The organism is Lonepinella sp. BR2474 (assembly GCF_051851555.1).
In the GTDB taxonomy this organism is placed as follows: Bacteria; Pseudomonadota; Gammaproteobacteria; order Enterobacterales; family Pasteurellaceae; genus Lonepinella.
Genome location: NZ_JBPDVH010000002.1, coordinates 219,777 through 242,457 on the forward strand (window position 1 = coordinate 219,777; position 22,681 = coordinate 242,457).

A 22,681-nucleotide genomic window follows, 5' to 3' on the forward strand; every position below is an offset into this window, starting at 1 on the left:
TCATTCCCCTGTTCAACAGGGGAATTTTTTATCCCAACCGCGCCAACAACAAGGCCTCTAACTGATGTCGCTCGGTTTCATTTAGTGCTTTATTCTGGGCGTTAGTCAGCATAAAAAAGTCCTCCGCTCTGGCGCCGACGGTGGTGATTTTGGCGTTAATAATATTCAGATGTAGCTCGCTGAAAACTTGGCTGACGGCTGCCAATAAGCCCGCTTTGTCTAAAGCAAAGAGTTCCATTTCGGTGTGTTCGGCTTTTTTGGTGTCGAGAAAACGAACGTCCGTTTTAACCTGAAAATGCGCCAATTTGGGGTTGCTTGAACTGGACAAAATGGGCAGCTTTTCTTGGGTTAAGGCGGTGGTGAGGCTTTTTTCTAAATCACGGCGGCGATCAAAGGGCAATAAGTCGCCGTTTAATTCGGTGACAATAAAGGTATCTAACACATAACCGTCTAGGCTGGTGCTGATTTTAGCATTATGAATACTGATTTTTTTCGCCCCAATGGTGGCCACGACTTTGTAAAATAAATTAGGTTGATCTTGGCAATACACAAAGACTTCCGTGCCACCGTCGGAAAAACGGTTACTGATTTTGACCAAGGGTTGTTGGGTCATCTTCTCGAGCAATTCAAAATGCCAGACCAGTTCTTTTGGCGTATTGCGTAAGAAATAATCATCAGGGCAACGTTGCCATAAGGTTTGGATAGGTTGTTGCTGAGATGGGTTGAGCATGTTCAACGCCTGATGACGATTTTCATCAATAGTTTTCTGATTATCCAAAAGCTGATCCATACCTTGGGCAAATTGTTTCAAGGTGGATTGATACAAAGTGGTGAATAAGGCCAATTTCCAACTGTTCCACAGCGTCTGATTGGTGGCGCAAATATCAGCGACGGTTAAACAAAGCAATAAATCTAAGCGAACTTTATTTTGCACCTCTTCCGCAAAGGCCATCACCACTTCGGGATCGTAAATATCACGCCGTTGTGCCACCGTTGACATCAATAAATGCTGTTTGACTAACCATTCCATGCAGGCCGTTTCTCGGGCGTCAAAGCCATGCTGTTGAGCAAATTTCCGCACGTCCTCCGCCCCAAGTTCCGCATGATCGCCACCTCGCCCTTTGGCAATATCATGAAATAAGGCACTGATATAAAGCAACGTGCGGTCGGCAATAGTGGGAAACACTTGATGACAAATGGGGTAATCTGATTCACTTTCTGGCTGTAAAAAACGTTCCAAGGTAAGCAACACTCGCATGGTATGTTCGTCTACGGTGTACACATGAAATAAATCAAATTGCATTAAGCCCTCAATGCCTTGCCATTGGGGAAGATAGGCGCTGAAAACGCCATATTGGTGCATGGGGATAATCGCCCGTGCAATGGCGTTGGGCTGTGATAAGACACGTAAAAATTTTTCTCGAGCAAGCGGCAATTCACTGAGCGGTTGGCGTTGTTGCTTTAAGGCAATATGCAACTGGCGTAGCACAGAGGAATGAATCTCTGCCTGTGGTTGGGCGGTGAGATGATAGAATAAATCCAATATAGTATCGGGTTCAGTAATAAAGCCATTTTCTTGAATTAAACAAATCAAATTATTTTGCAACAGAAAATGTCGGTCTAAAAAAATACGTGAATTTTGCACCGCACTTTTATTTAACACAAAACGCCCGACCAAAAAATGCTCTCGATAATGTTTGGTTAACACATCACTTAGCCCTGAAATGGTTTGTAAGGCTTGAAAAAAGCGTTTCATCATCTGCTCAACGCCTTGATTGCCGTTGCCTTGATAGCCTAATAATTCGGCAATCTTCACTTGGCGATCAAACAATAAGCGGTTGTCATAGCGTTTTAAGATTAAGTGTAAAGCAAAACGCACTTTGAATAAAAATTGCTGATGGTATTGCAATAACCCATATTCTTCGGGGTACAGCAAGCCCGCTTGTAAAATCTCTTGTAAGGTGATGGCGTGGGAATGACGTAAAGCAATCCAGTAAATCAGGTGCAAATCACGCAAGCCACCGGGGCTGTATTTGATATCGGGTTCTAGGTTATAGCTCGTATTGTTATAGCGTTGATAACGTTGTTGTTTTTCCTCGACTTTCGCCTTAAAAAACGTTTCTCTTGGCCAAAAATCGGGTTGGCTCAAGAGTGCGGTTAATTTTTCAAAATTTTCTGCGTTACCGCAAAGATAGCGGCTTTCCAATAAGTTAGTGGCAATGCTAATATCCGCACGGCCTTGTTCGTCGCACTCACTTAAGGTACGCACACTCGCCCCCACATCAAAGCTACAATCCCATAAGAATTGAATAAAATCCCTGAGCTTTTGCTCGACTTCTGGGGAATTTGGTTGTTCAGATAAAATTAAAAAGTCCAGATCGGACAAGGGAAACATTTCTTGTCGCCCATAGCCCCCGACCGCAATCAAAGTTAAGGGCGCATGATCTAATTGGAACTGTTGCCAAAGCTGACAAAGGAGCTGATCGCAAAATAAAGTGCGGTGTAAAATCAGGGCATTTACGTCCGTTTGCGCAAAATTGTCTAATTCTTGCTGTTTCAGCAATTCTCGCTGTTGTTTGATGTAGGTTGGGCTGAGTGTTTGCATGATTTTCTAATTAAATTTAATTTTTCAGGGATTGGGGCGTATTACATACGCTCAAAAAAGATCGAGCAAAAGGGCGTATGCAATACGCCCCTACGTTAATTTCTATTCATTCACCATAAAACGGCTAATTCGCCCTACTTTCTCTTCTTCTTCACGAATCGTCATCACTTCACAACCATTTTCTGTGACCACAATTTGATGTTCATATTGGGCGGAATGGCTACGATCTTTGGTTTTGACGGTCCAACCGTCGCCCATTAAGCGCACTTCTTTTTTACCGGCGTTAATCATAGGTTCAATGGTAAACACCATGCCTTTTTGTAACACAACGCCACCGTCATCGGCATAATAATGCAACACTTGTGGTTCGCTGTGGAACTGGTCGCCAATGCCATGGCCACAGTATTCACGCACCACGCTAAAGGTTTGTGATTCCGTATATTTTTGCACCGCACGGCCAATTTCTTTTAAACGAATCCCAGGTTTCACGGCTCGCAAACCCACATATAACGCCTCTTGTGCAGCCTCAACTAATTTTTGGCTACGAATATTGGTGTCGCCCACAATGTACATTTTGGAATTATCGCCATAATAGCCGTCTTTAATCACGGTCACATCGATATTTAAAATATCCCCATTTTTCAAAATCTTATCATCACTTGGAATGCCATGACAGACGACTTCGTTAAGGGAAATGCAGGTGGCTTTCGGAAAGCCGTGATAGTTCAAACAGGCGGGAATCACTTTTTGTTCGTTCACCATATAATCATGACAAATACGATCCAATTCGCCCGTACTCACGCCCGCTTTAATATGCGGTTCAATCATCACTAACACATCCGCCGCTAATTTGCAGGCGACTCGCAATTTTTCAATTTCTTGTTCTGTTCTTAATGGAATGGACATCATCTTATCTCTTGATCTAAAAATATTGCCTATATAATAGCACTAAACCCGATTGAAATAAAAATATCCTTGAATGAATTAGTCGGTTATTAGATAATGGCAGAAATTTTTATTGTGGGAAAATGTGATGTCAGAGATTTCAGTACCAATTAATTTTACCGATGCGGCCGCTAACAAGGTGAAAGCATTGATTACCGATGAAGAAAATTTAGCCCTTAAATTACGTGTTTATATTACCGGTGGCGGTTGTAGTGGGTTCCAATATGGCTTCACCTTTGATGAAAAAGTCAATGATGGCGATTTGACCGTGGAAAATTCAGGCGTGCAACTGGTGGTGGATCCCATGAGTTTGCAATATTTAATTGGCGGTACCATTGATTATGTTGAGGGCTTAGAAGGCTCCCGTTTTGTGGTGCAAAATCCGAATGCCTCTAGCACTTGTGGTTGTGGCTCGTCGTTTAGTATCTAATTTTCTTTTCAATTCATGGATTTCCAATTTACCCTGTTACAAGGTCAGGTCATGGCAAAATGTTCAATGGAGCATTTTGCTGTTGCCAACTGGTTTAATACGGAAGTCCCCTCAAATTCTCAATTAATTTCCACCGCACTTGCACAATTACAGATAGCCAAATCTTTCACGCCAGAGCAAGAAAGCCAGCTGTTTGGTAAAGAATATAGCCTGTTTATTAATGCGGATGAAGTAATGATTCGAGCCAATAATTTAGCCATTCATCAAGATACAACGGAATTAGAACCGGATTTTCATTATTACGATGAAGAAAGTATCGCCTTTCTCGGTTTGGAAGATTTTGAGCGGTTTTTGCGATCTTATTTGGAATTTGTCGGCTAACTTAACCGAGATCAGGGCGTATAGCCTACGCCCATATTTCAAAACGTTATTTCACAAAAGGATTATTTAATTTCTCTTGACCAATCGTGGTGTGTGGGCCATGACCGGGTAGCACCACCATATCATCAGGCAATTTAAACATTTTTTGTTTAATGGTATCGATTAATTGAGCATGGTTGCCACCCAATAAATCGGTTCGCCCAATGCCTTGTTTAAACAACACATCTCCCGTAAACGCAATGCCCTCTTGATGTTCAATAAAACCAATATGACCGGGGGCATGACCAGGTAAATGCAGAATTTCAAAGCTAAAACCCGCAATATTTAAGATTTCACCCTCGGTATCTAACCAACGATCAGGTACAAAAGCCGAAATTTCAAACAGACCAAATTGACGAGATTGTTGCGGTAAGCTGTCAAATAAGATCTTATCCAAAGAATGAGAACCTAAAATGTCGACTTGAAAATGCTGTTTTAATTTTTCCGCTGCGCCCACATGATCTAAATGGCCATGGGTCAACAAAATAGCTTGTAAATCAAGGCCATGTTGTTCAATCCGCTTAATTAATTTCAGGGTGTCGCCACCGGGATCGATAATCGCTGCTTTTTTTTCGTCATTCCAAATCAGTGAACAGTTTTGCTGAAATGGCGTAACGGGAATGATGTCAATATTCATGTTTTTCCCTCACATAAACCAGTATAAAACAACAAAACCGCAAAAGTGCGGTCTTGTTTCTCGGTATTTTTATCTCATGAACCACGCCAAGTACGTACTGGCCCAGTGTCTACGTGTACAAAGTTACTTCTTGGATAATAACCCACACCACCATTATGCAGATGTTCGGCGGCGGATTTCACTTTCGCTAATGGTACACCCTCAATACGGAAGTCCACGGCTTGGCCTTTAATGTGATAACTATTTGAGGCCACACCACGAGAACGACGGTGCATACGATTATTGGTCGCTTGGGTGCGATAACCGGAAATCACTAAGATTTCGGTATTGCGTAAGCCTAAACCAGATTGAATATTATACAATTTGGTAAATAAATTCGGATCCATGGCCCGTGAACGATTCACATGCCAGTCACGCATAAACCAATTTAATTTCTGCATAGTGGCGCTAGAAAAGCCTTTCCCTGCGGAAAATTCAGAGCTAAATGTTTCTCCTGTGTTAATACTTCTTAAACGCAAAATTCGTGGTTTTGGAGTGGAAACAACCGCTAACACGGAGTTAGGCGCTAATGTTGCTGCTCCCAGCACAATACCTCCTAAAGATAACCACTTGCGGCGACTATGGTTAATTTCTGTCATTTTTTCTTCTCTATATTGGTGAATATCATTCTTACTTAGAACAACGATATTCGATTTAGTTCAAATTATTATCCGATAATTTTATATTATCTTCACCATTAAAGATATTTTTGTACCGTTGTCCAATTAATATAGCTTGGTGCGCTGAGCTTACCATCGTAACCATAAATATCTGGTGCGGTTTGTACTTTGCCATTTTCAACCCAAGTCGTGACATAATATAAATACACAGGGTTACTGGATTGAATTGGTACCGACGTGGTTTTCTTGCTAGTTAAAACACGTTGTTTTTTATCCATTGTCCAACCCGCCTCTTTTAATAGGATGCTGGCTAACTCATCGGATTTAGATACACGAACACAACCAGAACTCAAGGCACGATCGGTTTTACTAAAGAGGCTATGGTTTGGTGTATCGTGCAAATAAATCGCATCGGAACTTGGCATATTAAATTTAAAACGGCCTAATGCGCTGTTATCCCCTGCTTTTTGGCGAATACGGTAAGGAATACCTTTTTTATTCACATATTGTGACCAATTCACATTATACGCACTCACTTTATTACCACTGCCATCAAAGATTTCTAAACTGGCACGATCTGCGTAACCTGGATCACGAGCGAGTTTTGGCACTAAATCTTTGCTCAAAATCGTACTCGGCACACTCCAAGGCGGGTTAACCACCACGTTGCTGAGTTTACTGTACATGACAGGCGTTTTACGTGCGGGTTTACCCACGATAACACGGGAGTTTAGCACAAGATTACCATCACGGTAGTAATTCAACTGGTAGCTTGGAATGTTCACAAAAATCCCATTATCAAAACTTGGAATAATCCGTAAACGTTGGGCATTTAAAGCTAATTTATACAATTCTGCATTGGATTTCACTTTACCCGTTGCCAAGTTACTCGCAATACGTTGCAAGGTTTCCTGATAAAGATGATTCTTAGAGGCAATTTGATTCACAAATTCAGAATGTTGATTATTTTGCACCGCACTTAACCATTTATCAATAGATTCATCCGTCGGTTTATCTGATTTGTAGCTATTTTGCGAATACAACCAACTTTGAGCGGAATTCGGCACTTTTTGTGTATAGTGCATATAACCTAAGAACGCATCCGTGACTAACATATCATGCTTAATGTCATCCACAGGGGTCGCACTGATCGATTCTAATTCAGTAGCGGCAGAACGTGAAATACCACTTGCCACAAAAGCCGCATATTCATGTAAGAATTTCTTTTTCGCTGCATCATCTTGCCAAATTGGGGCAAAATCTCTTGCCGCATAAATTTTGGCTAATGTTGGCAGAAATTGCACCGGTTGATTCGCAAGTAATTGCATGGCTTGCGCCTCAGCTTGTTGCTGTTTTTCTAAGGCAATACGGGCTTGTTCCGCTGCTTTTGCCTCCGCAATTTGTTGATTCGCTTGCTCCACATTAATGCTTTCTTTCGGATCGACGTTGGCGCTTGCATTAAAGTAATCTGACACCGTACAGCTAGTACATAACCCAGAAATTAAAATCACTAATGGGGCAAATCTAAATGGTTTTGCTGTTGTTTTCATTAAACATCCTTAAATGACATTAAAACACACCGCACTTTTTGCGTATACACCCTAATCTTTGCTAAAGTGCGGTAAAAAATTATTGATTTTGACTGACAGCTTTCGTGTCTGAAGAAACACTGTCTGCTGATTTTTTCATGCTTGAATACGCATGCTCTCCCTGAAACTTCACGAAATCGACTGCCATTTTTTCCGTCTCTTTTAAGAAGAAATCTGGCGCCTCATAGTCTTTGGCTAAATCATCCAGATTTTTTAAGGCTTTTTTACCTTCTCTAGCAAAGCGTTCATTCAAGGCTTTTAAACGTCTTGCATCATCTTTATCATGTTCCGCTTTACGCACTTGATAATTCAACGACAAAAACTTACGCTCACGACGTTCATCACGAATTTTTAGATCTTCTTTTAACGCCACAAATTCTGGATCTTTGGCGATACGTTGTACATGTTTTTCATTTAATACATCCACTGCCTGACGAGCTTTATCTACTTCAGAATAGGTTGCCGCAGGAATTTTATCCCAAGGCAACGCATTATCTTCTTTTTCTTCACCGCTTTCTTTCGCATCAATAATTTCAGGGTACTTGATATCTGCGGCCACCCCTTTTAACTGAGTACTGCCACCATCAATACGATAAAATTTCTGAATGGTATATTGAATAAAACCTAACGGTTCTTGACTCAAATCATACACAAAATTTAACGAACGACTTTGTTGTACGGTACCTTTACCAAAGGTATTTTGCCCCACAATAATGCCACGGTTATAATCTTGCATAGCCGCAGAGAAAATCTCAGAGGCCGAGGCACTATAACGGTTAATCATCACCAATAGTGGGCCAGAATACACTTGTGTATTATCTGGGTCTTCATGCACTCGAATACGATTATAGGCATCTCGAACTTGTACTACTGGGCCGTCAGAAATAAACAAACCGCTCAATTCAACCGCCTCAGTTAACGCACCGCCACCATTTTCACGTAAATCAATAATCAGTGAGGTGGCTTTTTTCTTTTTCATGTCCGCTAATAATTTACGTACATCCGCAGTTAACCCAATGTAAAAGGTCGGAATTTTAATCACTGCAACATTTTCACCATTGACCTTTTCAACGGTTAATTTGGCCGCACTGTCCTCAATCCGCACTTTATCTCGGATTAAGGTAATAATTTTATTTTTACCGCCTTTTTCTGGTTCGATTTCTAAGCGAACTTGACTACCTTTTTTACCTTTGATTTTATCGACGACATCTTCTAAACGCCAGCCGACCACATCTTCAATTTCGCCTTTGGCTTGACCGACACCGACAATTTTATCACCGGCTTTCAGTTTTTTGCTACGAGCTGCCGGCGCACCAGGCACCAGAGACTGAATAATCGTCATATCATCTTCTTGACGTAAGGTTGCACCAATACCTTCCAACGATAAATTCATGCTTTCATTAAAGTTTTTCGCTGCACGAGGTGACAAGTAACTGGTATGCGGATCGATTTCACGAGCAAACGCATTTAAATAAAGCTGCGTAATATCATCGGCTTTGGTTTGGGTTAAACGACGAATGGCTAGATTATAACGTTTGGTCAGGGTCTTTTTAATCTCTGGCCATTTTTTGTCTTTTAATTTCAGCTCAATAACGTCATTTTTAACCCGTTGTTCCCACAATTTATTCGCCTCTTCTGCACTTTTGGCAAAAGGCGCTTTCTTACGATCAATTTCAATTTGATCATTGCTGGTTAAATTCGGCTCATTATCCAATAAAGAAAGTGCATAAACATAACGTTCATAACGACGTTGTGTCATCAAGTCATACATTGCAAAGGCAATATCCAACTTACCCTCGTTTAGCTCATCATCTAATTGTGTTGCGTATTTTGTACGTAAATCATCAATATCCGATTGAATAAACAAGTTATGGCTATAATCTAATAAGTCCACATAACGATCGAAAATCTTGCTAGAAAACGCATCATCTAATTGAAACTTGCGATAATGTGATTGGGTTAAACGGGTTGTCACACGTTTCGTCGCCAAGGTATTTTCTTCGCTCGCTTGTGGTAGTTTAATATCACTCGCTTTCAATGTCGGCGCTACCGCATTGATGGCGCCCGAGAAAAACAGGGTTGCCAATAAAACTGAAATATATTGTGTTTTCATCAACTTCATTTTGACTTTCCTAATAAAAGAAAAACATCTGCTAGGTCGCCTATAAGATGTTCAAATGCCGTCATGCCTCTGGATTGAGGTGACGGCATGAAAAGCATATTATGCAAATAAACGATCTGCGGTGACATTCATCACCAAACCATTATCTAATTGCACACGTGCCGTATCTTTAACTATTTCTAAAATCACCGCACTTTTCACACTTTCGCCTACTTTGACTTTAATCCGTGCATTTTGCTTTAAGCTCGCCAAAGAAACTGCGGTCAATTTTTGTGGTTTTTCTGCGGAATTCGCACTGGCCGCATGCGCATTTACTGGCTTGTTGTTGGCTTTATTATGCGGTTTATTGTGCTGTGGCTTACGAGTTGGGCGTTTTTTCATTTTTTCTTTTGCTGCTGCTTTTTCTGCCGCACGTTTTTCCGCCAATTTTGCTTTCGCCTCGGCTAATTGTTGTTGTGCATGTTCAACATGTTCTTGTTCAAGCACACCAACGGGATTACCTTGTAAATCCACGCGCTCTGCACCTAAACGACAACCATGTAAATAACGCCAATTAGACGTGTATTGACGTAACGCATAACGTAACTGGGTTTTGCTAACAAATTCATCATCCGCTAACGCCTCAGCTAAATCTTGGAATAAGCCAATTTTTAACGGTTTTGCCTCACCCTCGACACTAAAACAAAGGGGAAATTTTTCCGCCAAATACGCAATCACTTCTTTATTGGAATGTCTTACGTTCTCTGTGTTGGTGCTTTCCTGCTGAGCTTGTGGCGCAATTTGTGTTGTTTGTGTGTCCGCTTGTACTTCTGTTTGTGCTGTTGTTTGTTCTGTTGTCATATTAAAATCTTAGAATAAAAAATATGCCACATTTTACCGCACTTTATCCGCCAGACGCAATCATTTATGGATAAAATTTCAGGCGCTTTTATTTTTCCCCCTGAAATTCACATAAAAATATTGACAAGATTTCATTAAACCGATATTTCTATACTTTTCGTTATTTGTTTTATTTTTTGGAGAACATTTTATGTCGCATTTATCTATCGCTAAATTTGGTGGCACCAGTGTCGCCAACCATGCCGCCATGGTCGCCTGTGCCAATATCGTGATCGCTGATCCCAATACCCGAGTGGTGGTTTTATCGGCCTCGGCGGGCGTCACCAACCTGTTAGTGGCTTTAGCCAACGGTGTAGACGGCGCACAACGGAAAAAATTAATTGGTGAAATCCGTCAAATTCAAGAAAATATTTTGCTTGAATTAAAAAATGATACGCTCGTTCGCCCAGAAATTGAGCGTTTATTAAATAATATTGAATCACTTTCTGAGGCCGCTAGCTTAGCGACCTCTCCCGCTCTAACTGATGAATTAATCAGTCACGGTGAAATGATGTCAACCCATATTTTCATTGAAGTGTTGCGTGAATTAAATGCACAAGCCACTTGGGTGGATGTCCGTACCATTGTGGCCACCAATAGCCATTTCGGCAAAGCCGCACCCGATGATGAATTAACCCAGAAAAACAGTGATCTGATTTTAAAACCGCTGATTAATCGGGGAGAATTGGTGATTACACAAGGCTTTATCGGACGTGATGCAGAGGGCAAAACCACGACTTTAGGCCGTGGCGGTTCTGACTACTCTGCCGCCTTAATTGCGGAAGTATTAAATGCCAAAGATGTGTTAATTTGGACGGATGTTGCTGGCATTTACACCACCGACCCTCGCATTGTACCAAATGCGCAACGTATTGATACCATGAGCTTTGCGGAAGCGGCTGAAATGGCGACCTTTGGCGCCAAAGTCTTGCACCCTGCTACATTACTTCCTGCCGTGCGCAGTAATATCCCTGTTTATGTGGGTTCAAGCAAAGCCCCGCAAGATGGAGGCACTTGGGTGACTCGTGATCCACAACCACGTCCGACGTTTCGTGCCATAGCCCTACGTCGTGATCAAACCTTACTCACCTTATCAAGCCTAAACATGCTACATGCGCAAGGTTTTTTAGCCAACGTTTTCGGTATCTTAGCTAAACATAAAATATCCGTAGATACCATCACCACCTCCGAAGTCAGCGTGGCATTAACCCTTGATAAAACGGGTTCCGCCTCTTCTGGAGCGGATCTGCTTTCCAGTGAATTGTTAGCGGAATTAAGCGAAGTTTGTACAGTAAAAGTGGATACGGGATTATCCTTAGTGGCCTTAATTGGCAATGATTTACATATTGCCTCAGGCGTCGCCAAACGTGTATTCGGCGCACTTGAACAATACCATATCCGCATGATCAGCTACGGTGCGAGTACCAATAATATTTGCACCTTAGTCCCAAGCCATCAAGCTGATGATGTGGTGCGTGCATTGCATAAAGAACTGTTTGAATAATAGAAAAAACAGATTGAACATAAACAAAAAGAGTTGATTCCCATCAACTCTTTTTTGTTGTTTATTAATCCCGTTTCCGACTCAACAGCCACCAAGTAATGATCAAAAACAGCAAACTAGGCATTAAGGCGCCCGCTAAAGGTGGAACGTTATAGACTAAACTTAATGGCCCAAAAATCTCATTCACCACATAGAACAAGAAACCAAAACAAATCCCCGCCACAATTCTGGCGCCGGCGGTCACGCTACGTAGCGGGCCGAAAATAAAGGACAATGCCAACAACATCATCACGCCAACGGAAATCGGTTGGAATAATTTCCGCCAATAGGTTAACTCAAATTTTTTGCTATCTTGGCCAGTTTGCTTTAAAAAGCTGATGTAATCGGATAAGCCGGAAATAGACAATGATGTGGGTCTTAACGATACAATGCCTAATTTATCTGGTGTCAGATTGGTTTTCCATTTATCCATTAATTTATTTTTGGTCGTCACCTGTTCTTCACTAATTTGCGACGTATTAATATTCTTGAGAACCCATTCACCCTCTTCATACATCCCCTGATTGGCATGAGTCATTTGCTCAAGTTTACGTTGCTCATTAAAATGATAAATATAAATATCATTTAATTGCGCCCCTTCATTAATGGTTCGCACAAAAATAAAATCATTGCCATCTTTCGCCCACACACCATTTTTGACGGACATAATGGAACCGCCCGAAATGGCTTTAGCCCGCATATCACGTGCATATTGTTCTGTTTGTGGAATGCCCCATTCACCAATGATCATAGTTAAGATCACCAAGGGTAAAGCGGTTTTCATCACAGCCAAACCAATTTTTAAACGTGAAAAACCGGCAGATTGCATGACGATCAGTTCACTACGGCTAGCCAAATTACCCAAGGCAATTAAAGCGCCCAATAAGGCGGCCATCGGGAAAAAGGTTTCCACATCTTTTGGCATGGTCAACAGCGTATATACAATCGCTTGCAGACTGTCGTAAGAGCCTTTTCCGACGCTACGAAATTGTTCCACAAATTTAATAATCGCCGATAAACCCACTAAGGTGAGCAAGGTCGCAAAAATGGTACCTAAAATACTTTTGCCAATATAACGTTCTAAGGTATTCATCATCATTTTTCTATGCCGCCTTTGGTTTATTGAGCAAATTACGCATTTTATACATAAATGCCGTTTCCCAACTATTTAACACGATACCCAACACAAAGAAAATCACATTCACCAACGGCATCCATAAACTTGCGTCAAGTTTCCCTGCGCCACCCGAGGATTTCAAGGAACTTTGTGCTAAGAAATAGATTAAATATAATAAAAGTGCGGGTAAAATTTTCGCAAATCTGCCTTGACGTGGATTCACACGGCTTAACGGCACCGCCAATAAGGCCATTAATGGCACCGCCAACACTAAGGTAAGTCGCCAATGGAATTCGGCTTTTGCGGCATTGGATTTGGCTTGCGTTAACTCGGCAAAGTTTAACACTGCGGCCTCATCAGACTCTTTGGCATCCGCTATTTGATGGCCTAAATACGCATGATATTGTGCAAAATTGGTCACTCGAAAATCCGGTAATACCGCCGTTCCCTCAATGCGTTGGCTATTTTCCAAACTTAACAACTGGTCACCATTGGGCAAGGAGGTTAACTCGCCCGTTTCCGCCGTCACCACGGCCGGTTTAAAGTTTTTCTTCGGTTTCATTTGGAAAATATACACATCATGGATTTTATTCTGGCTAATCTCATTAATAAATAAAACAAAATCACCATTATCGGAGGACATAAACTGACCCGAACTTAAGGCGGCCATACGAGGATTGGCTTTGGCATCTTCCACAATTTCGGTTTGTTTTTTGATCGCCCAAGGTGAAAGCCAGAGAGCATTGTAAGCGGCTAATCCTGCGGTAAACACCGATAAAATCAACACCACTTTCACCAATAGGCGAGAACCCACGCCACAAGCACGCATGACGGTAATTTCACTTTCTGCGTATAATCGCCCTAACGTGAGTAAGATCGCAATAAATAATGACAATGGCAACATTAATTGCGCCATGGTTGGCATACCTAGCCCAAGCAAAGATACCACTAAATCCGCAGGCACTTTACCATTCGCCGCCGAACCTAATACTCTAACTAATTGTTGACAAAAGAAAATCAGAAGTAAAATAAACAAAATGGCCACTTGGCTTTTGAATACTTCCTTAAATAAATATCTATTTAAAATCACATTATGCCTGTTCTTGTATTGCAAGTCTTTCATCACAAGATTTTACTTGCAATTTATAAAAATTGGGGTAATTTAAACCGCACTTTGTCGGTATAAAGCTAGTCGGCTATGATACCCTATTTTTAACGATAAAAACAGTAGGAAAACAGATGAAATATTCAGCAAACACCACCGCACTTTCCAGTGCAAATGCCATTTTACTCGCTATTTTTGAACAAGGCGAACTGTCAAATACGGCCAAACAATTTGATAACGCAGGGGAAATAAGTGCGCTTATCAAGTGCGGTGAAATTTCAGGAAAAATCGGACAGATCAGTTTGTTACGCCAACATGGGCAACGTTTAATTTTGGTGGGAGCGGGCAAACAAGGTGAAATCAGCGAACGTGAATTTAAACAGATTGCACAAAAAGCGATTCAATTTGTTAAACAAACCGCCACCAAAACCTTGGTGAATGGCTTAACCGATGTCAACATTAAAGATCGTGATTTATATTGGAATGTTCGTTTTGCTCTCGAAACCTTTGCCGCTGAAGAGTATATTTTCGATCAATTTAAAAGCAAGAAAAGCGACGTTCAACACAAATTAAGCGAAATTATTTTCCATACGGATGTGCCACAAGCAGAACAAGCGATTCAGCATGCGAAAGCCATTGCTTTAGGAGTAAAAATAGCCAAAGATGTGGCTAATTGCCCACCGAATGTGTGTACACCAAGCTATTTAAGTGAACAAGCAAAAAATCTTGAAAAACGCACCGCACTTTTAACCACCACCGTTCTAGACGAAAAAGATATGGCGAAATTAGGTATGAACGCTTATTTAGCCGTTTCACGTGGTTCACACAATGAAGCTAAACTGAGTATTTTAGACTATAAAAATCACCCGAATCCCAATGCCAAACCTATCGTGTTAGTCGGAAAAGGACTCACCTTTGACGCCGGCGGTATTTCGCTGAAACCCGCTGCGGAGATGGACGAAATGAAATACGATATGTGCGGTGCAGCGAGTGTCTTGGGTGTGATGAACGCTTTAGTTGAATTGCAATTACCCCTCAACGTGATTGGCGTGTTGGCAGGTTGTGAAAACCTACCTGACGGCAATGCGTATCGCCCTGGTGATATTCTGACCACCATGAATGGATTAACCGTAGAAGTACTCAATACGGACGCAGAGGGACGTTTAGTATTGTGTGATACCTTGACTTACGTTGAACGTTTTGATCCTGAATGTGTAATTGATATTGCCACCTTAACGGGCGCTTGTATGATTGCATTAGGTCTGCATAACAGTGGTTTAGTTTCGACCAATGATGATCTTTCTGCCCAATTATTGCAAGCCTCACAACAAAGCCAAGATAAAGCATGGCGTTTACCGTTAAGCGAAGAATATCAAGAGCAGCTTAAATCGAATTTTGCCGATTTAGCCAATATTGGCGGACGTTTTGGTGGGGCCATTACGGCAGGGGCGTTTTTAGCCAATTTTGCGACCAAATACCCTTGGGCGCATTTAGATATTGCGGGCACAGCTTGGTTACAAGGGGCGAATAAAGGGGCGACTGGACGACCTGTTGGGCTGCTCACCCAGTTTTTGATTAATCAAGTGAAATAGTAAAATATAAGGTGCGTTTATTCGCACCTTAATTTTATTTATTGGCAATAATCACTGCCCTTTTCGGTGCGGGATAACCCTCAATGGTTTTACTGTGATCTTCCGGATCTAAAAAATCAATCAGGCTTTCATTGTCTAACCAATCTGTTTTACGCTGTTCTTCCAATGTCGTCATGGCTTGATCAACACAACGTACATGACGAAAACCGACTTTTTGTAACCAGTTAATCAAACAGGCGACAGAGGGGATAAAATACACATTTTTCATTTTGGCATAACGATCTGCTGGCACCAGTACGGTATTCACATCACCATCAATCACCAAGGTTTCTAGCACTAACTCGCCCCCTTTGCGGAGCTGATCTTTCAGCTGGCTTAGGTGATCTAAAGGTGATTTGCGATGATATAACACGCCCATCGAAAACACCGTATCAAACACACCCAACGGTTGCATTTGTTCAATGCCTAAAGGAATCAAATTCGCTCGGCGGTCATGATTGAGCAGTTTACGAACTGCTTCAAATTGACATAAAAATAATTCTGTCGGATCAATACCGACCACCATTTTAGCCCCCTCGCCCACCATTCGCCACATGTGATAACCACTGCCACAGCCGACATCTAAAATGGTACGATCTTGCAATGGGGCTAAATGCGGCAATACCCGATCCCATTTAAAATCTGACCGCCATTCACAATCAATATGTACGCCATACAGATGATAAGGCCCTTTTCGCCACGGCATAAGCTGTTTGAGATGATAAACCAAACGCTGTTGTTCACCGTCTGATAATGGCAAATCTCGCACCGATTTCACCGCAGTTTTCAAATCAATCTGATCAGCCGTTAAGTGCGGTAAAAAATCTACGACTTTTGCCCATTTAGCATAATCACCATGGGTTTGTTTTTCCCATTGTTTGAGTTGCAAGGGCAATGTTTCCAACCACGCCGATAAATTAGTGGTGGCAATTTGTTGATAAAAAGGACGAAAATCAATCATAAAATTCACATAAATTTGAGAAAGGTCACATTTTACCTGATTTGTGCTTGTATTTCTATTTTACTTTTCGCTATCCTAGGTCATCATTTTTAAATTTAGGAAGTTGGAACTCAAATGAATTCCGTTGAATTATTAGTCAATATTACCCCGAACGAAACTAGAATTGCCTTGATGGACTCGGGGATTTTAAAAGAAGTGCATATTGAACGCCAAGCCAAGCGTGGTATTGTCGGGAATATTTATAAAGGTCGTGTAACACGTGTTTTACCTGGTATGCAATCCGCTTTTGTGGATATTGGTTTAGAAAAAGCCGCTTTCCTACACGCCTCCGATATTGTTTCACATACCGAATGTGTGAATGAAGATGAACAAAAGCAATTTGTGGTGAAAGACATTGCTCAATTAGTTCACGAGGGACAAGATATTGTGGTACAAGTGGTCAAAGACCCGATCAGCACCAAAGGGGCGAGATTGACAACCGATATTACGCTCCCCTCTCGCTATTTAGTCTTTATGCCAGAAAATAGCCATGTGGGCGTATCACAACGTATTGAAAGCGAAGAAGAAAGAGCGAGATTAAAAGCTCTTGCCGAACCCTATTGTGATGAACTTGGCGGTTATATTGTACGAACCGCAGCGGAAGGGGTGAGTGAAGAAGAATTAAAACAAGATGCGGATTTTTTAAAACGTGTTTGGCGAAAAGTCATGGAACGCCGAGCTAAATATAAAACGAAAACAAAAATCTATGGTGAATTAGCCCTAACCCAACGGGTATTACGTGATTTCATTGGGCAAGGCATTGAAAAAATCCGTATTGATTCTAAACTCTGCTTTGCGGAAGTAAAAGAATTTACCGAAGAATTTATGCCTGAACTCACCGATAAATTAGTATTATATTCTGGTGATCAGCCACTATTTGATGTATATGGGGTGGAAAGTGCTATTAATATCGCATTAAATAAACGGGTTAATTTAAAATCTGGCGGCTATTTAATTATTGAGCAAACCGAAGCCATGACCACCATTGATATTAATACAGGGGCATTTGTCGGTCATCGCAATTTGGAAGAAACCATTTTTAACACCAATATTGAAGCCACTCAAGCCATTGCACAACAGTTACAATTACGTAATTTAGGCGGTATCATTATTATTGATTTTATTGATATGCAAACCGAAGATCACCGTCAACGTGTCTTACAATCCTTACAGGAGGCGTTAAGTAAAGATCCGGTGAAAACTAACGTCAATGGCTTTACTCAACTGGGTTTAGTGGAAATGACCCGCAAACGTACACGTGAAAGTTTAGAGCATATTTTGTGTGACGATTGCCCTGCTTGCCAAGGACGGGGACACAGTAAAACAGTGGAAACCGTGTGTTATGAAATTATGCGTGAAGTGATTCGGGTACATCATTTATTTTCCAGTGAACAATTTACTATTTATGCTTCTCCAGCGGTGGCGGATTATTTGATTAAGGAAGAAAGCCATGGGTTGCTGGCGGAAGTGGAGATGTTTATTGGCAAGCAGGTTCAAGTGCGTCCTGAGGTGTTTTATCATCAGGAACAGTTTGATGTTGTTGTTATGTAAATATAATCAATGGAGTTAACATTATGAAAAAATTACTTATATTAACCGCAGTTGTCACTGCATTATCAGGTTGTGTTTCAACTGAATTATCCACCCAAACACAGAGCTATGATGCAAGCCAAAATGCACGCATCCGTTTGTATGGACAAAATGGTAAACCGTCCACATTAGAAGTTGTGATAAATGGAAAAACAGAAAAAATATCAGTAGGCGGAGGATTTGGGCAAGCGTTAAGTTCAATGGTTGGGGCCAAAGGAAATGAAAGTATAGGTATGCCAGATACACCATTAAGTAAAAATCCATCAGCCTATGATAAAGGATTAGTATCAAGTATTTTCTTTAAAGAATTTGTTATTCCTGTCGGTAAAACAACCGTTAATAATAGTATTACGCCAATGACAAATACATCCATAGGTTATAATACTGGATTAGATGGTAGTATAACTAAAACCACAACAATAATGACAACCGTAGGCTGTACTGGTAATAGTGTAACTTTTAATGCCGAAGCTGGAAAAGATTACGAAGTTGCACCATTTACATCTGGTTCAGATTGTGGTGTAACTGTCTATGAAATTAAGTAAATTACCTAGCACTGGCGTACTAGGTTAAGCATGGTGTCGCTACTCCGTAGCTTAAAAAATATTTATTTTTTCACCGCACTTTTACTTAAACTCGATCGAAACTTGGGGCCCCGTCTGAACCGCCTGAGCGTTTTGGTATTTTTAGCTAAATTTTGCCTGTCTGAGCGTAGCGAGTTCAAAATTTAGCGTGAAGAAAATACCAAATAAGCTCAGAAAAGCGGTGAAGTCGGGGTGTGCTTTTCTTTGCCTACTTTCTTTTGCACAAGCAAAAGAAAGTATGGTCGCCATCGCCGAAACCCGATCTAACACAAACAAAAAAATTTATGTTAAAATCCACCACAACATTCATTAACAAAAACAAAAAACAAAATGCTAAATAACGTTCAACAATCCCTACTCACCCAAAGCAACCTATCCCTACCCGATCTCCAAAACATCTTCGACATCATGTCGCACCGCCAAATCGACTATGCCGATCTCTATTTCCAACTTAGCCAAGATGAAAGTTGGGTATTAGAAGATAGCATTATCAAAGAGGGCGGTTTTCATATTGATCGTGGTGTGGGCGTACGTGCAGTAAGTGGTGAAAAAACAGGGTTTGCCTATTCTGACCAGATTAATTTAGCCAATTTACAGCAATGTGCGAATGCGGTAAAAGGTATTGCACTACCTAATCATGGCAATATTATCAAACCATTACGTTTTAATGAAGTGAACGCTATTGCTCGTTATGCTGCTATTAACCCTTTAAATACCTTAAGCAAAGAACAGAAAATTGAATTATTGCATTTGGTGGATCGCACTGCCCGAGCAGAAAGCCCTTATGTGACTAAAGTCACGGCAAATCTCACCGCACTTTATGAAGAAATGTTAGTAGTTGCCACTGATGGCACCTTGGCAGCTGATATTCGTCCGTTAATTCGCTTGTCCATTTCCGTTATGGTAGAAAAAGACGGTAAACGTGAACGTGGTAGTGCTGGCGTGGGGGCAAGAGTAGGCTTAGACTGGTTCTTTGAATCCCATTTAGGTGAGCAGAGAGCCGTTTATTTTGCTAAAGAGGCCGTTCGCCAAGCCTTAGTCAATGTGAATGCAGTATCTGCTCCGTCTGGTTTAATGCCTGTCATTTTGGGTGCGGGTTGGCCTGGGGTGCTATTACATGAAGCCGTTGGTCATGGTTTAGAGGGGGACTTCAACCGTAAAGAAAGTTCATTATTTACAGGTAAAATTGGTGAGTTAGTCACTTCCCCTTTATGTACGATTGTCGATGACGGCACGTTACAACATCGTCGTGGCTCCATCACCGTGGACGATGAGGGCGTGCCAAGTCAATGTAATGTACTGATTAAAGACGGTATTTTACAAGGCTATATGCAAGACAAAATGAATGCCCGTTTAATGGGTGTTGCCCCGACTGGCAACGGTCGCCGTGAAAGCTATGCCCATTTGCCAATGCCACGTATGACAAATACCTATATGTTGGCAGGTTCAAGTAAATTTGATGATTTGATCGCCAGTGTCGATCAGGGTATTTTTGCACCGCACTTTGGTGGCGGTCAGGTGGATATTACGTCGGGTAAATTTACTTTCTCCATGTCAGAAGCCTATTTAATTGAAAAAGGCAAAATCACTAAGCCAATTAAAGGGGCAACGATGATTGGTAATGGGATTGAAGTCATGCAACAGGTGTCTATGGTAGCGGATAATTTAGAAATCGATCACGGCATTGGGGTGTGTGGTAAGGACGGACAAAGTGTACCAGTGGGGGTGGGGCAACCAGCTTGTAAGATTGAGAGAATTACGGTTGGGGGAACAAGTTGATCCTTACTTTTCTTTGCTTGTGCAAAGAAAAGTAACAAAAGAAACACACCCCAACTTTGCCTTGTTTCCTGAAAATCCTTTAATTTGCTTAACGGAAAATGGCTGAACTCGCTACGCTCAGACAGACGCCATTTTCCTACAAATTAAAGCATTTTCAGGCGGCAAACATGGGGACCCCATTGGTGGTAAAATAAAAATTGGTGGAAAAATTGAAAATACCTAGTACTGACGTACTAGGTTAAGCATGGTAACGCTACTCCGTATCTTAGAAAAAATATCTATTTTTTAACCGCACTTTTATTTACGCTCGGTCAAAAATTGGGGCCCCGTCTGAACCGCCTGAGCGTTTTGGTATTTTTAGCTAAATTTTGCCTGTCTGAGCGTAGCGAGTTCAAAATTTAGCGTTAAGAAAATACCAAATAAGCTCAGATAAGCGGTGAAGTCGGGGTGTGCTTTTCTTTGCCTACTTTCTTTTGCACAAGCAAAAGAAAGTACGGTCGCCATCGGCGAAACCGATTCCAATTAAAAAACTGAATTTTTATTCAAAACTATTGCATAAAAAATCAAATCCTTTTATCCTATCTAAAAAAATAAAGGAAGATCAAAATGCCCCAATACAACAGACAAACATTCGATCAAGTCATGATCCAAAACTACACCCCCGCTAACTTTATCCCCATCAAAGGAAAAGGAAGCCACGTCTGGGATCAAGACGGCAAGGAATATATTGACTTCACCAGTGGCATTGCCGTTAATTCACTCGGTCACTGTCCTGATGAAATTGTGGATGTACTCAAAGCCCAAAGCGAAAAATTATGGCATTCAAGTAACTGGTTCACCAGCGAACCTACGCTTGCTCTTGCCACTAAACTGGTGCAACATACTTTTGCAGAGCGTGTCATGTTCGCTAATTCTGGTGCAGAAGCCAATGAGGCGGCATTAAAATTAGCTCGCCGTTATGCAGTAGATAACTACGGTTATCAAAAATCGACCATTATCTCCTTTAAACAAAGTTTCCACGGTCGTACGCTGTTTACCGTCAGCGTTGCAGGACAACCGAAATATTCTGATGGCTTTGGTCCAAAACCAGCAGATATTATTCATGTTAAATTTAATGATTTAGCCAGCGTAAAAGCGGTGATTGATGATCGTTGCTGTGCGGTGATTGTCGAACCTATCCAAGGCGAAAGTGGGATTATTCCTGCCACCACAGAATTTTTACAAGGCTTACGTCAGCTTTGTGATGAAAATAATGCCTTGTTGATTTTTGACGAAGTGCAAACAGGCGTGGGGCGTACTGGCTACCTGTATGCGTATCAAAAATATGGTGTCATCCCTGATATTCTCACCACGGCCAAAGCCTTAGGTAATGGCTTTCCAATTAGTGCCATGCTGACCACCACAGAGATTGCCAAAAGTTTTGCACCTGGTGTACACGGCACCACCTTTGGGGGAAATCCATTAGCTTGTGCTGTCGCCGAAAAAGTAATTGACACCATTGCTAATGATCAATTTTTGGCTCAAGTTAACCGCACTTCTGTACTATTTAAAGCCGAATTAGCTAAATTAAACGAACAATTTCATTTATTTAAGGAAATTAGAGGCGAGGGGTTATTAATTGGTGCAGAATTAGTTGAAAAATACCAAGGCAAAGCAAGTGATTTCGTCAAAGTGGCGACAGAAAACGGCTTAATGATTTTAGTGGCTGGACCGAATGTGTTACGTTTTGCACCCGCATTAAATATCAGTGAACAAGATCTCTTACAAGGGATTGAGCGGTTAACCAAAACTTTAAAATGTTTTGCCTAAAATAAAATGTAAAAAAGCGTTAACCTTGTGATTAACGCTTTTTTTGAATTTGGTTGCGGGGGCCGGATTTGAACCAACGACCTTCGGGTTATGAGCCCGACGAGCTACCAAGCTGCTCCACCCCGCGTCTGATGCGGTGTAATATACACTGAAAAATCCGCAATGCAAGCAAAAATCCCTGAAATCCGTTTGTTTGCCGTAAAAACCAACAAAAAGGATAAAAAAAACTAGGGTTAG

Annotated in this window: 18 protein-coding genes and 1 tRNA gene; 8 read left to right on the forward strand and 11 right to left on the reverse strand. The window is 41.3% G+C overall.

The window, feature by feature from the left end:
* Positions 1-28 precede the first annotated feature (28 nt).
* Both glnD and map read right to left on the reverse strand, forming a co-directional pair.
* The gene (glnD, locus tag ACTG7Q_RS03915; protein ID WP_439241105.1) at positions 29-2,605 is read right to left on the reverse strand and encodes a bifunctional uridylyltransferase/uridylyl-removing protein GlnD; all 2,577 of its coding nucleotides are present in this window, start codon (positions 2,603-2,605) and stop codon (positions 29-31) included.
* Between the two features lie 102 nt (positions 2,606-2,707).
* Positions 2,708-3,511 (reverse strand): type I methionyl aminopeptidase, encoded by an 804-nt coding sequence (gene map / locus ACTG7Q_RS03920; RefSeq protein WP_439241518.1) that lies wholly within the window; start codon positions 3,509-3,511, stop codon positions 2,708-2,710.
* A 127-nt stretch (positions 3,512-3,638) separates the two neighbouring features.
* On the opposite strand from map, the gene erpA reads away from it, so the two are divergent.
* Both erpA and ACTG7Q_RS03930 read left to right on the forward strand, forming a co-directional pair.
* Entirely contained in the window at positions 3,639-3,980 is a 342-nt protein-coding gene (erpA, locus tag ACTG7Q_RS03925) for an iron-sulfur cluster insertion protein ErpA (protein ID WP_439241107.1), read from the forward strand.
* A gap of 15 nt (positions 3,981-3,995) precedes the next feature.
* Positions 3,996-4,361: a YacL family protein gene (locus ACTG7Q_RS03930; protein WP_439241109.1), complete on the forward strand. Its 366-nt coding sequence runs from the start codon at positions 3,996-3,998 to the stop codon at positions 4,359-4,361.
* A gap of 46 nt (positions 4,362-4,407) precedes the next feature.
* Here the strand turns inward: ACTG7Q_RS03930 and ACTG7Q_RS03935 are convergent, their stop codons facing one another.
* From ACTG7Q_RS03935 to proQ, 5 genes are all read right to left on the reverse strand, one after another.
* Entirely contained in the window at positions 4,408-5,037 is a 630-nt protein-coding gene (locus ACTG7Q_RS03935) for an MBL fold metallo-hydrolase (RefSeq protein ID WP_439241111.1), read from the reverse strand.
* Between the two features lie 74 nt (positions 5,038-5,111).
* Positions 5,112-5,675: a DUF882 domain-containing protein gene (locus ACTG7Q_RS03940; protein ID WP_439241113.1), complete on the reverse strand. Its 564-nt coding sequence runs from the start codon at positions 5,673-5,675 to the stop codon at positions 5,112-5,114.
* Positions 5,676-5,773: 98 nt separating this feature from the next.
* The gene (locus ACTG7Q_RS03945; RefSeq protein ID WP_439241116.1) at positions 5,774-7,246 is read right to left on the reverse strand and encodes a L,D-transpeptidase family protein; all 1,473 of its coding nucleotides are present in this window, start codon (positions 7,244-7,246) and stop codon (positions 5,774-5,776) included.
* 79 nt (positions 7,247-7,325) lie between these two features.
* Positions 7,326-9,398: a carboxy terminal-processing peptidase gene (gene prc, locus ACTG7Q_RS03950; protein ID WP_439241520.1), complete on the reverse strand. Its 2,073-nt coding sequence runs from the start codon at positions 9,396-9,398 to the stop codon at positions 7,326-7,328.
* A 108-nt stretch (positions 9,399-9,506) separates the two neighbouring features.
* Complete coding sequence (gene proQ, locus ACTG7Q_RS03955; protein WP_439241118.1) at positions 9,507-10,247, reverse strand: RNA chaperone ProQ; 741 nt, start codon at positions 10,245-10,247, stop codon at positions 9,507-9,509.
* A gap of 190 nt (positions 10,248-10,437) precedes the next feature.
* Here proQ and lysC point away from each other — a divergent pair, with 190 nt between their 5' ends.
* The gene (gene lysC, locus ACTG7Q_RS03960) at positions 10,438-11,790 is read left to right on the forward strand and encodes a lysine-sensitive aspartokinase 3 (RefSeq protein ID WP_439241120.1); all 1,353 of its coding nucleotides are present in this window, start codon (positions 10,438-10,440) and stop codon (positions 11,788-11,790) included.
* 64 nt (positions 11,791-11,854) lie between these two features.
* Here the strand turns inward: lysC and lptG are convergent, their stop codons facing one another.
* Positions 11,855-12,925, reverse strand: a complete 1,071-nt coding sequence (gene lptG, locus ACTG7Q_RS03965; protein ID WP_439241122.1) for an LPS export ABC transporter permease LptG — start codon at positions 12,923-12,925, stop codon at positions 11,855-11,857.
* A gap of 7 nt (positions 12,926-12,932) precedes the next feature.
* The gene (gene lptF, locus ACTG7Q_RS03970) at positions 12,933-14,036 is read right to left on the reverse strand and encodes an LPS export ABC transporter permease LptF (RefSeq protein ID WP_439241522.1); all 1,104 of its coding nucleotides are present in this window, start codon (positions 14,034-14,036) and stop codon (positions 12,933-12,935) included.
* Positions 14,037-14,185: 149 nt separating this feature from the next.
* Between lptF and ACTG7Q_RS03975 the strand changes: the two genes are divergently transcribed.
* A complete protein-coding gene (locus ACTG7Q_RS03975; protein WP_439241124.1) occupies positions 14,186-15,643 on the forward strand; it encodes a leucyl aminopeptidase in 1,458 nt (485 codons plus the stop codon).
* Positions 15,644-15,677: 34 nt separating this feature from the next.
* Here the strand turns inward: ACTG7Q_RS03975 and cmoB are convergent, their stop codons facing one another.
* The gene (gene cmoB, locus ACTG7Q_RS03980; RefSeq protein WP_439241126.1) at positions 15,678-16,643 is read right to left on the reverse strand and encodes a tRNA 5-methoxyuridine(34)/uridine 5-oxyacetic acid(34) synthase CmoB; all 966 of its coding nucleotides are present in this window, start codon (positions 16,641-16,643) and stop codon (positions 15,678-15,680) included.
* A 114-nt stretch (positions 16,644-16,757) separates the two neighbouring features.
* On the opposite strand from cmoB, the gene rng reads away from it, so the two are divergent.
* The 4 genes from rng (at position 16,758) to ACTG7Q_RS04000 (ending at position 22,444) form a co-directional block, all read left to right on the forward strand.
* The gene (gene rng, locus ACTG7Q_RS03985; RefSeq protein ID WP_439241128.1) at positions 16,758-18,233 is read left to right on the forward strand and encodes a ribonuclease G; all 1,476 of its coding nucleotides are present in this window, start codon (positions 16,758-16,760) and stop codon (positions 18,231-18,233) included.
* Between the two features lie 23 nt (positions 18,234-18,256).
* Positions 18,257-18,817 (forward strand): hypothetical protein, encoded by a 561-nt coding sequence (locus ACTG7Q_RS03990; protein ID WP_439241130.1) that lies wholly within the window; start codon positions 18,257-18,259, stop codon positions 18,815-18,817.
* Positions 18,818-19,186: 369 nt separating this feature from the next.
* On the forward strand, positions 19,187-20,635 hold the full coding sequence (gene tldD, locus ACTG7Q_RS03995; RefSeq protein WP_439241132.1) for a metalloprotease TldD: 1,449 nt from the start codon (positions 19,187-19,189) through the stop codon (positions 20,633-20,635).
* A 606-nt stretch (positions 20,636-21,241) separates the two neighbouring features.
* Positions 21,242-22,444, forward strand: coding sequence for an aspartate aminotransferase family protein (locus ACTG7Q_RS04000; RefSeq protein ID WP_439241134.1), 1,203 nt, complete (start codon positions 21,242-21,244; stop codon positions 22,442-22,444).
* A 50-nt stretch (positions 22,445-22,494) separates the two neighbouring features.
* Here ACTG7Q_RS04000 and ACTG7Q_RS04005 read toward each other — a convergent pair.
* Positions 22,495-22,571 (reverse strand) — tRNA-Met (locus ACTG7Q_RS04005).
* Positions 22,572-22,681: the final 110 nt, after the last annotated feature.

What these genes read in the sequence shown, in the direction of transcription:
- ACTG7Q_RS03975 (WP_439241124.1), top strand. Translation starts at nt 14,186, where the DNA reads ATGAAATATTCAGCAAACACCACCGCACTTTCCAGTGCAAATGCCATT.
- map (WP_439241518.1), bottom strand. Translation starts at nt 3,511, where the DNA reads ATGTCCATTCCATTAAGAACAGAACAAGAAATTGAAAAATTGCGAGTC.
- lysC (WP_439241120.1), top strand. Translation starts at nt 10,438, where the DNA reads ATGTCGCATTTATCTATCGCTAAATTTGGTGGCACCAGTGTCGCCAAC.
- ACTG7Q_RS03945 (WP_439241116.1), bottom strand. Translation starts at nt 7,246, where the DNA reads ATGAAAACAACAGCAAAACCATTTAGATTTGCCCCATTAGTGATTTTA.
- ACTG7Q_RS04000 (WP_439241134.1), top strand. Translation starts at nt 21,242, where the DNA reads ATGCCCCAATACAACAGACAAACATTCGATCAAGTCATGATCCAAAAC.
- rng (WP_439241128.1), top strand. Translation starts at nt 16,758, where the DNA reads ATGAATTCCGTTGAATTATTAGTCAATATTACCCCGAACGAAACTAGA.
- ACTG7Q_RS03990 (WP_439241130.1), top strand. Translation starts at nt 18,257, where the DNA reads ATGAAAAAATTACTTATATTAACCGCAGTTGTCACTGCATTATCAGGT.
- glnD (WP_439241105.1), bottom strand. Translation starts at nt 2,605, where the DNA reads ATGCAAACACTCAGCCCAACCTACATCAAACAACAGCGAGAATTGCTG.
- erpA (WP_439241107.1), top strand. Translation starts at nt 3,639, where the DNA reads ATGTCAGAGATTTCAGTACCAATTAATTTTACCGATGCGGCCGCTAAC.
- ACTG7Q_RS03935 (WP_439241111.1), bottom strand. Translation starts at nt 5,037, where the DNA reads ATGAATATTGACATCATTCCCGTTACGCCATTTCAGCAAAACTGTTCA.
- prc (WP_439241520.1), bottom strand. Translation starts at nt 9,398, where the DNA reads ATGAAAACACAATATATTTCAGTTTTATTGGCAACCCTGTTTTTCTCG.
- ACTG7Q_RS03930 (WP_439241109.1), top strand. Translation starts at nt 3,996, where the DNA reads ATGGATTTCCAATTTACCCTGTTACAAGGTCAGGTCATGGCAAAATGT.
- cmoB (WP_439241126.1), bottom strand. Translation starts at nt 16,643, where the DNA reads ATGATTGATTTTCGTCCTTTTTATCAACAAATTGCCACCACTAATTTA.
- tldD (WP_439241132.1), top strand. Translation starts at nt 19,187, where the DNA reads ATGCTAAATAACGTTCAACAATCCCTACTCACCCAAAGCAACCTATCC.
- proQ (WP_439241118.1), bottom strand. Translation starts at nt 10,247, where the DNA reads ATGACAACAGAACAAACAACAGCACAAACAGAAGTACAAGCGGACACA.
- ACTG7Q_RS03940 (WP_439241113.1), bottom strand. Translation starts at nt 5,675, where the DNA reads ATGACAGAAATTAACCATAGTCGCCGCAAGTGGTTATCTTTAGGAGGT.
- lptG (WP_439241122.1), bottom strand. Translation starts at nt 12,925, where the DNA reads ATGATGAATACCTTAGAACGTTATATTGGCAAAAGTATTTTAGGTACC.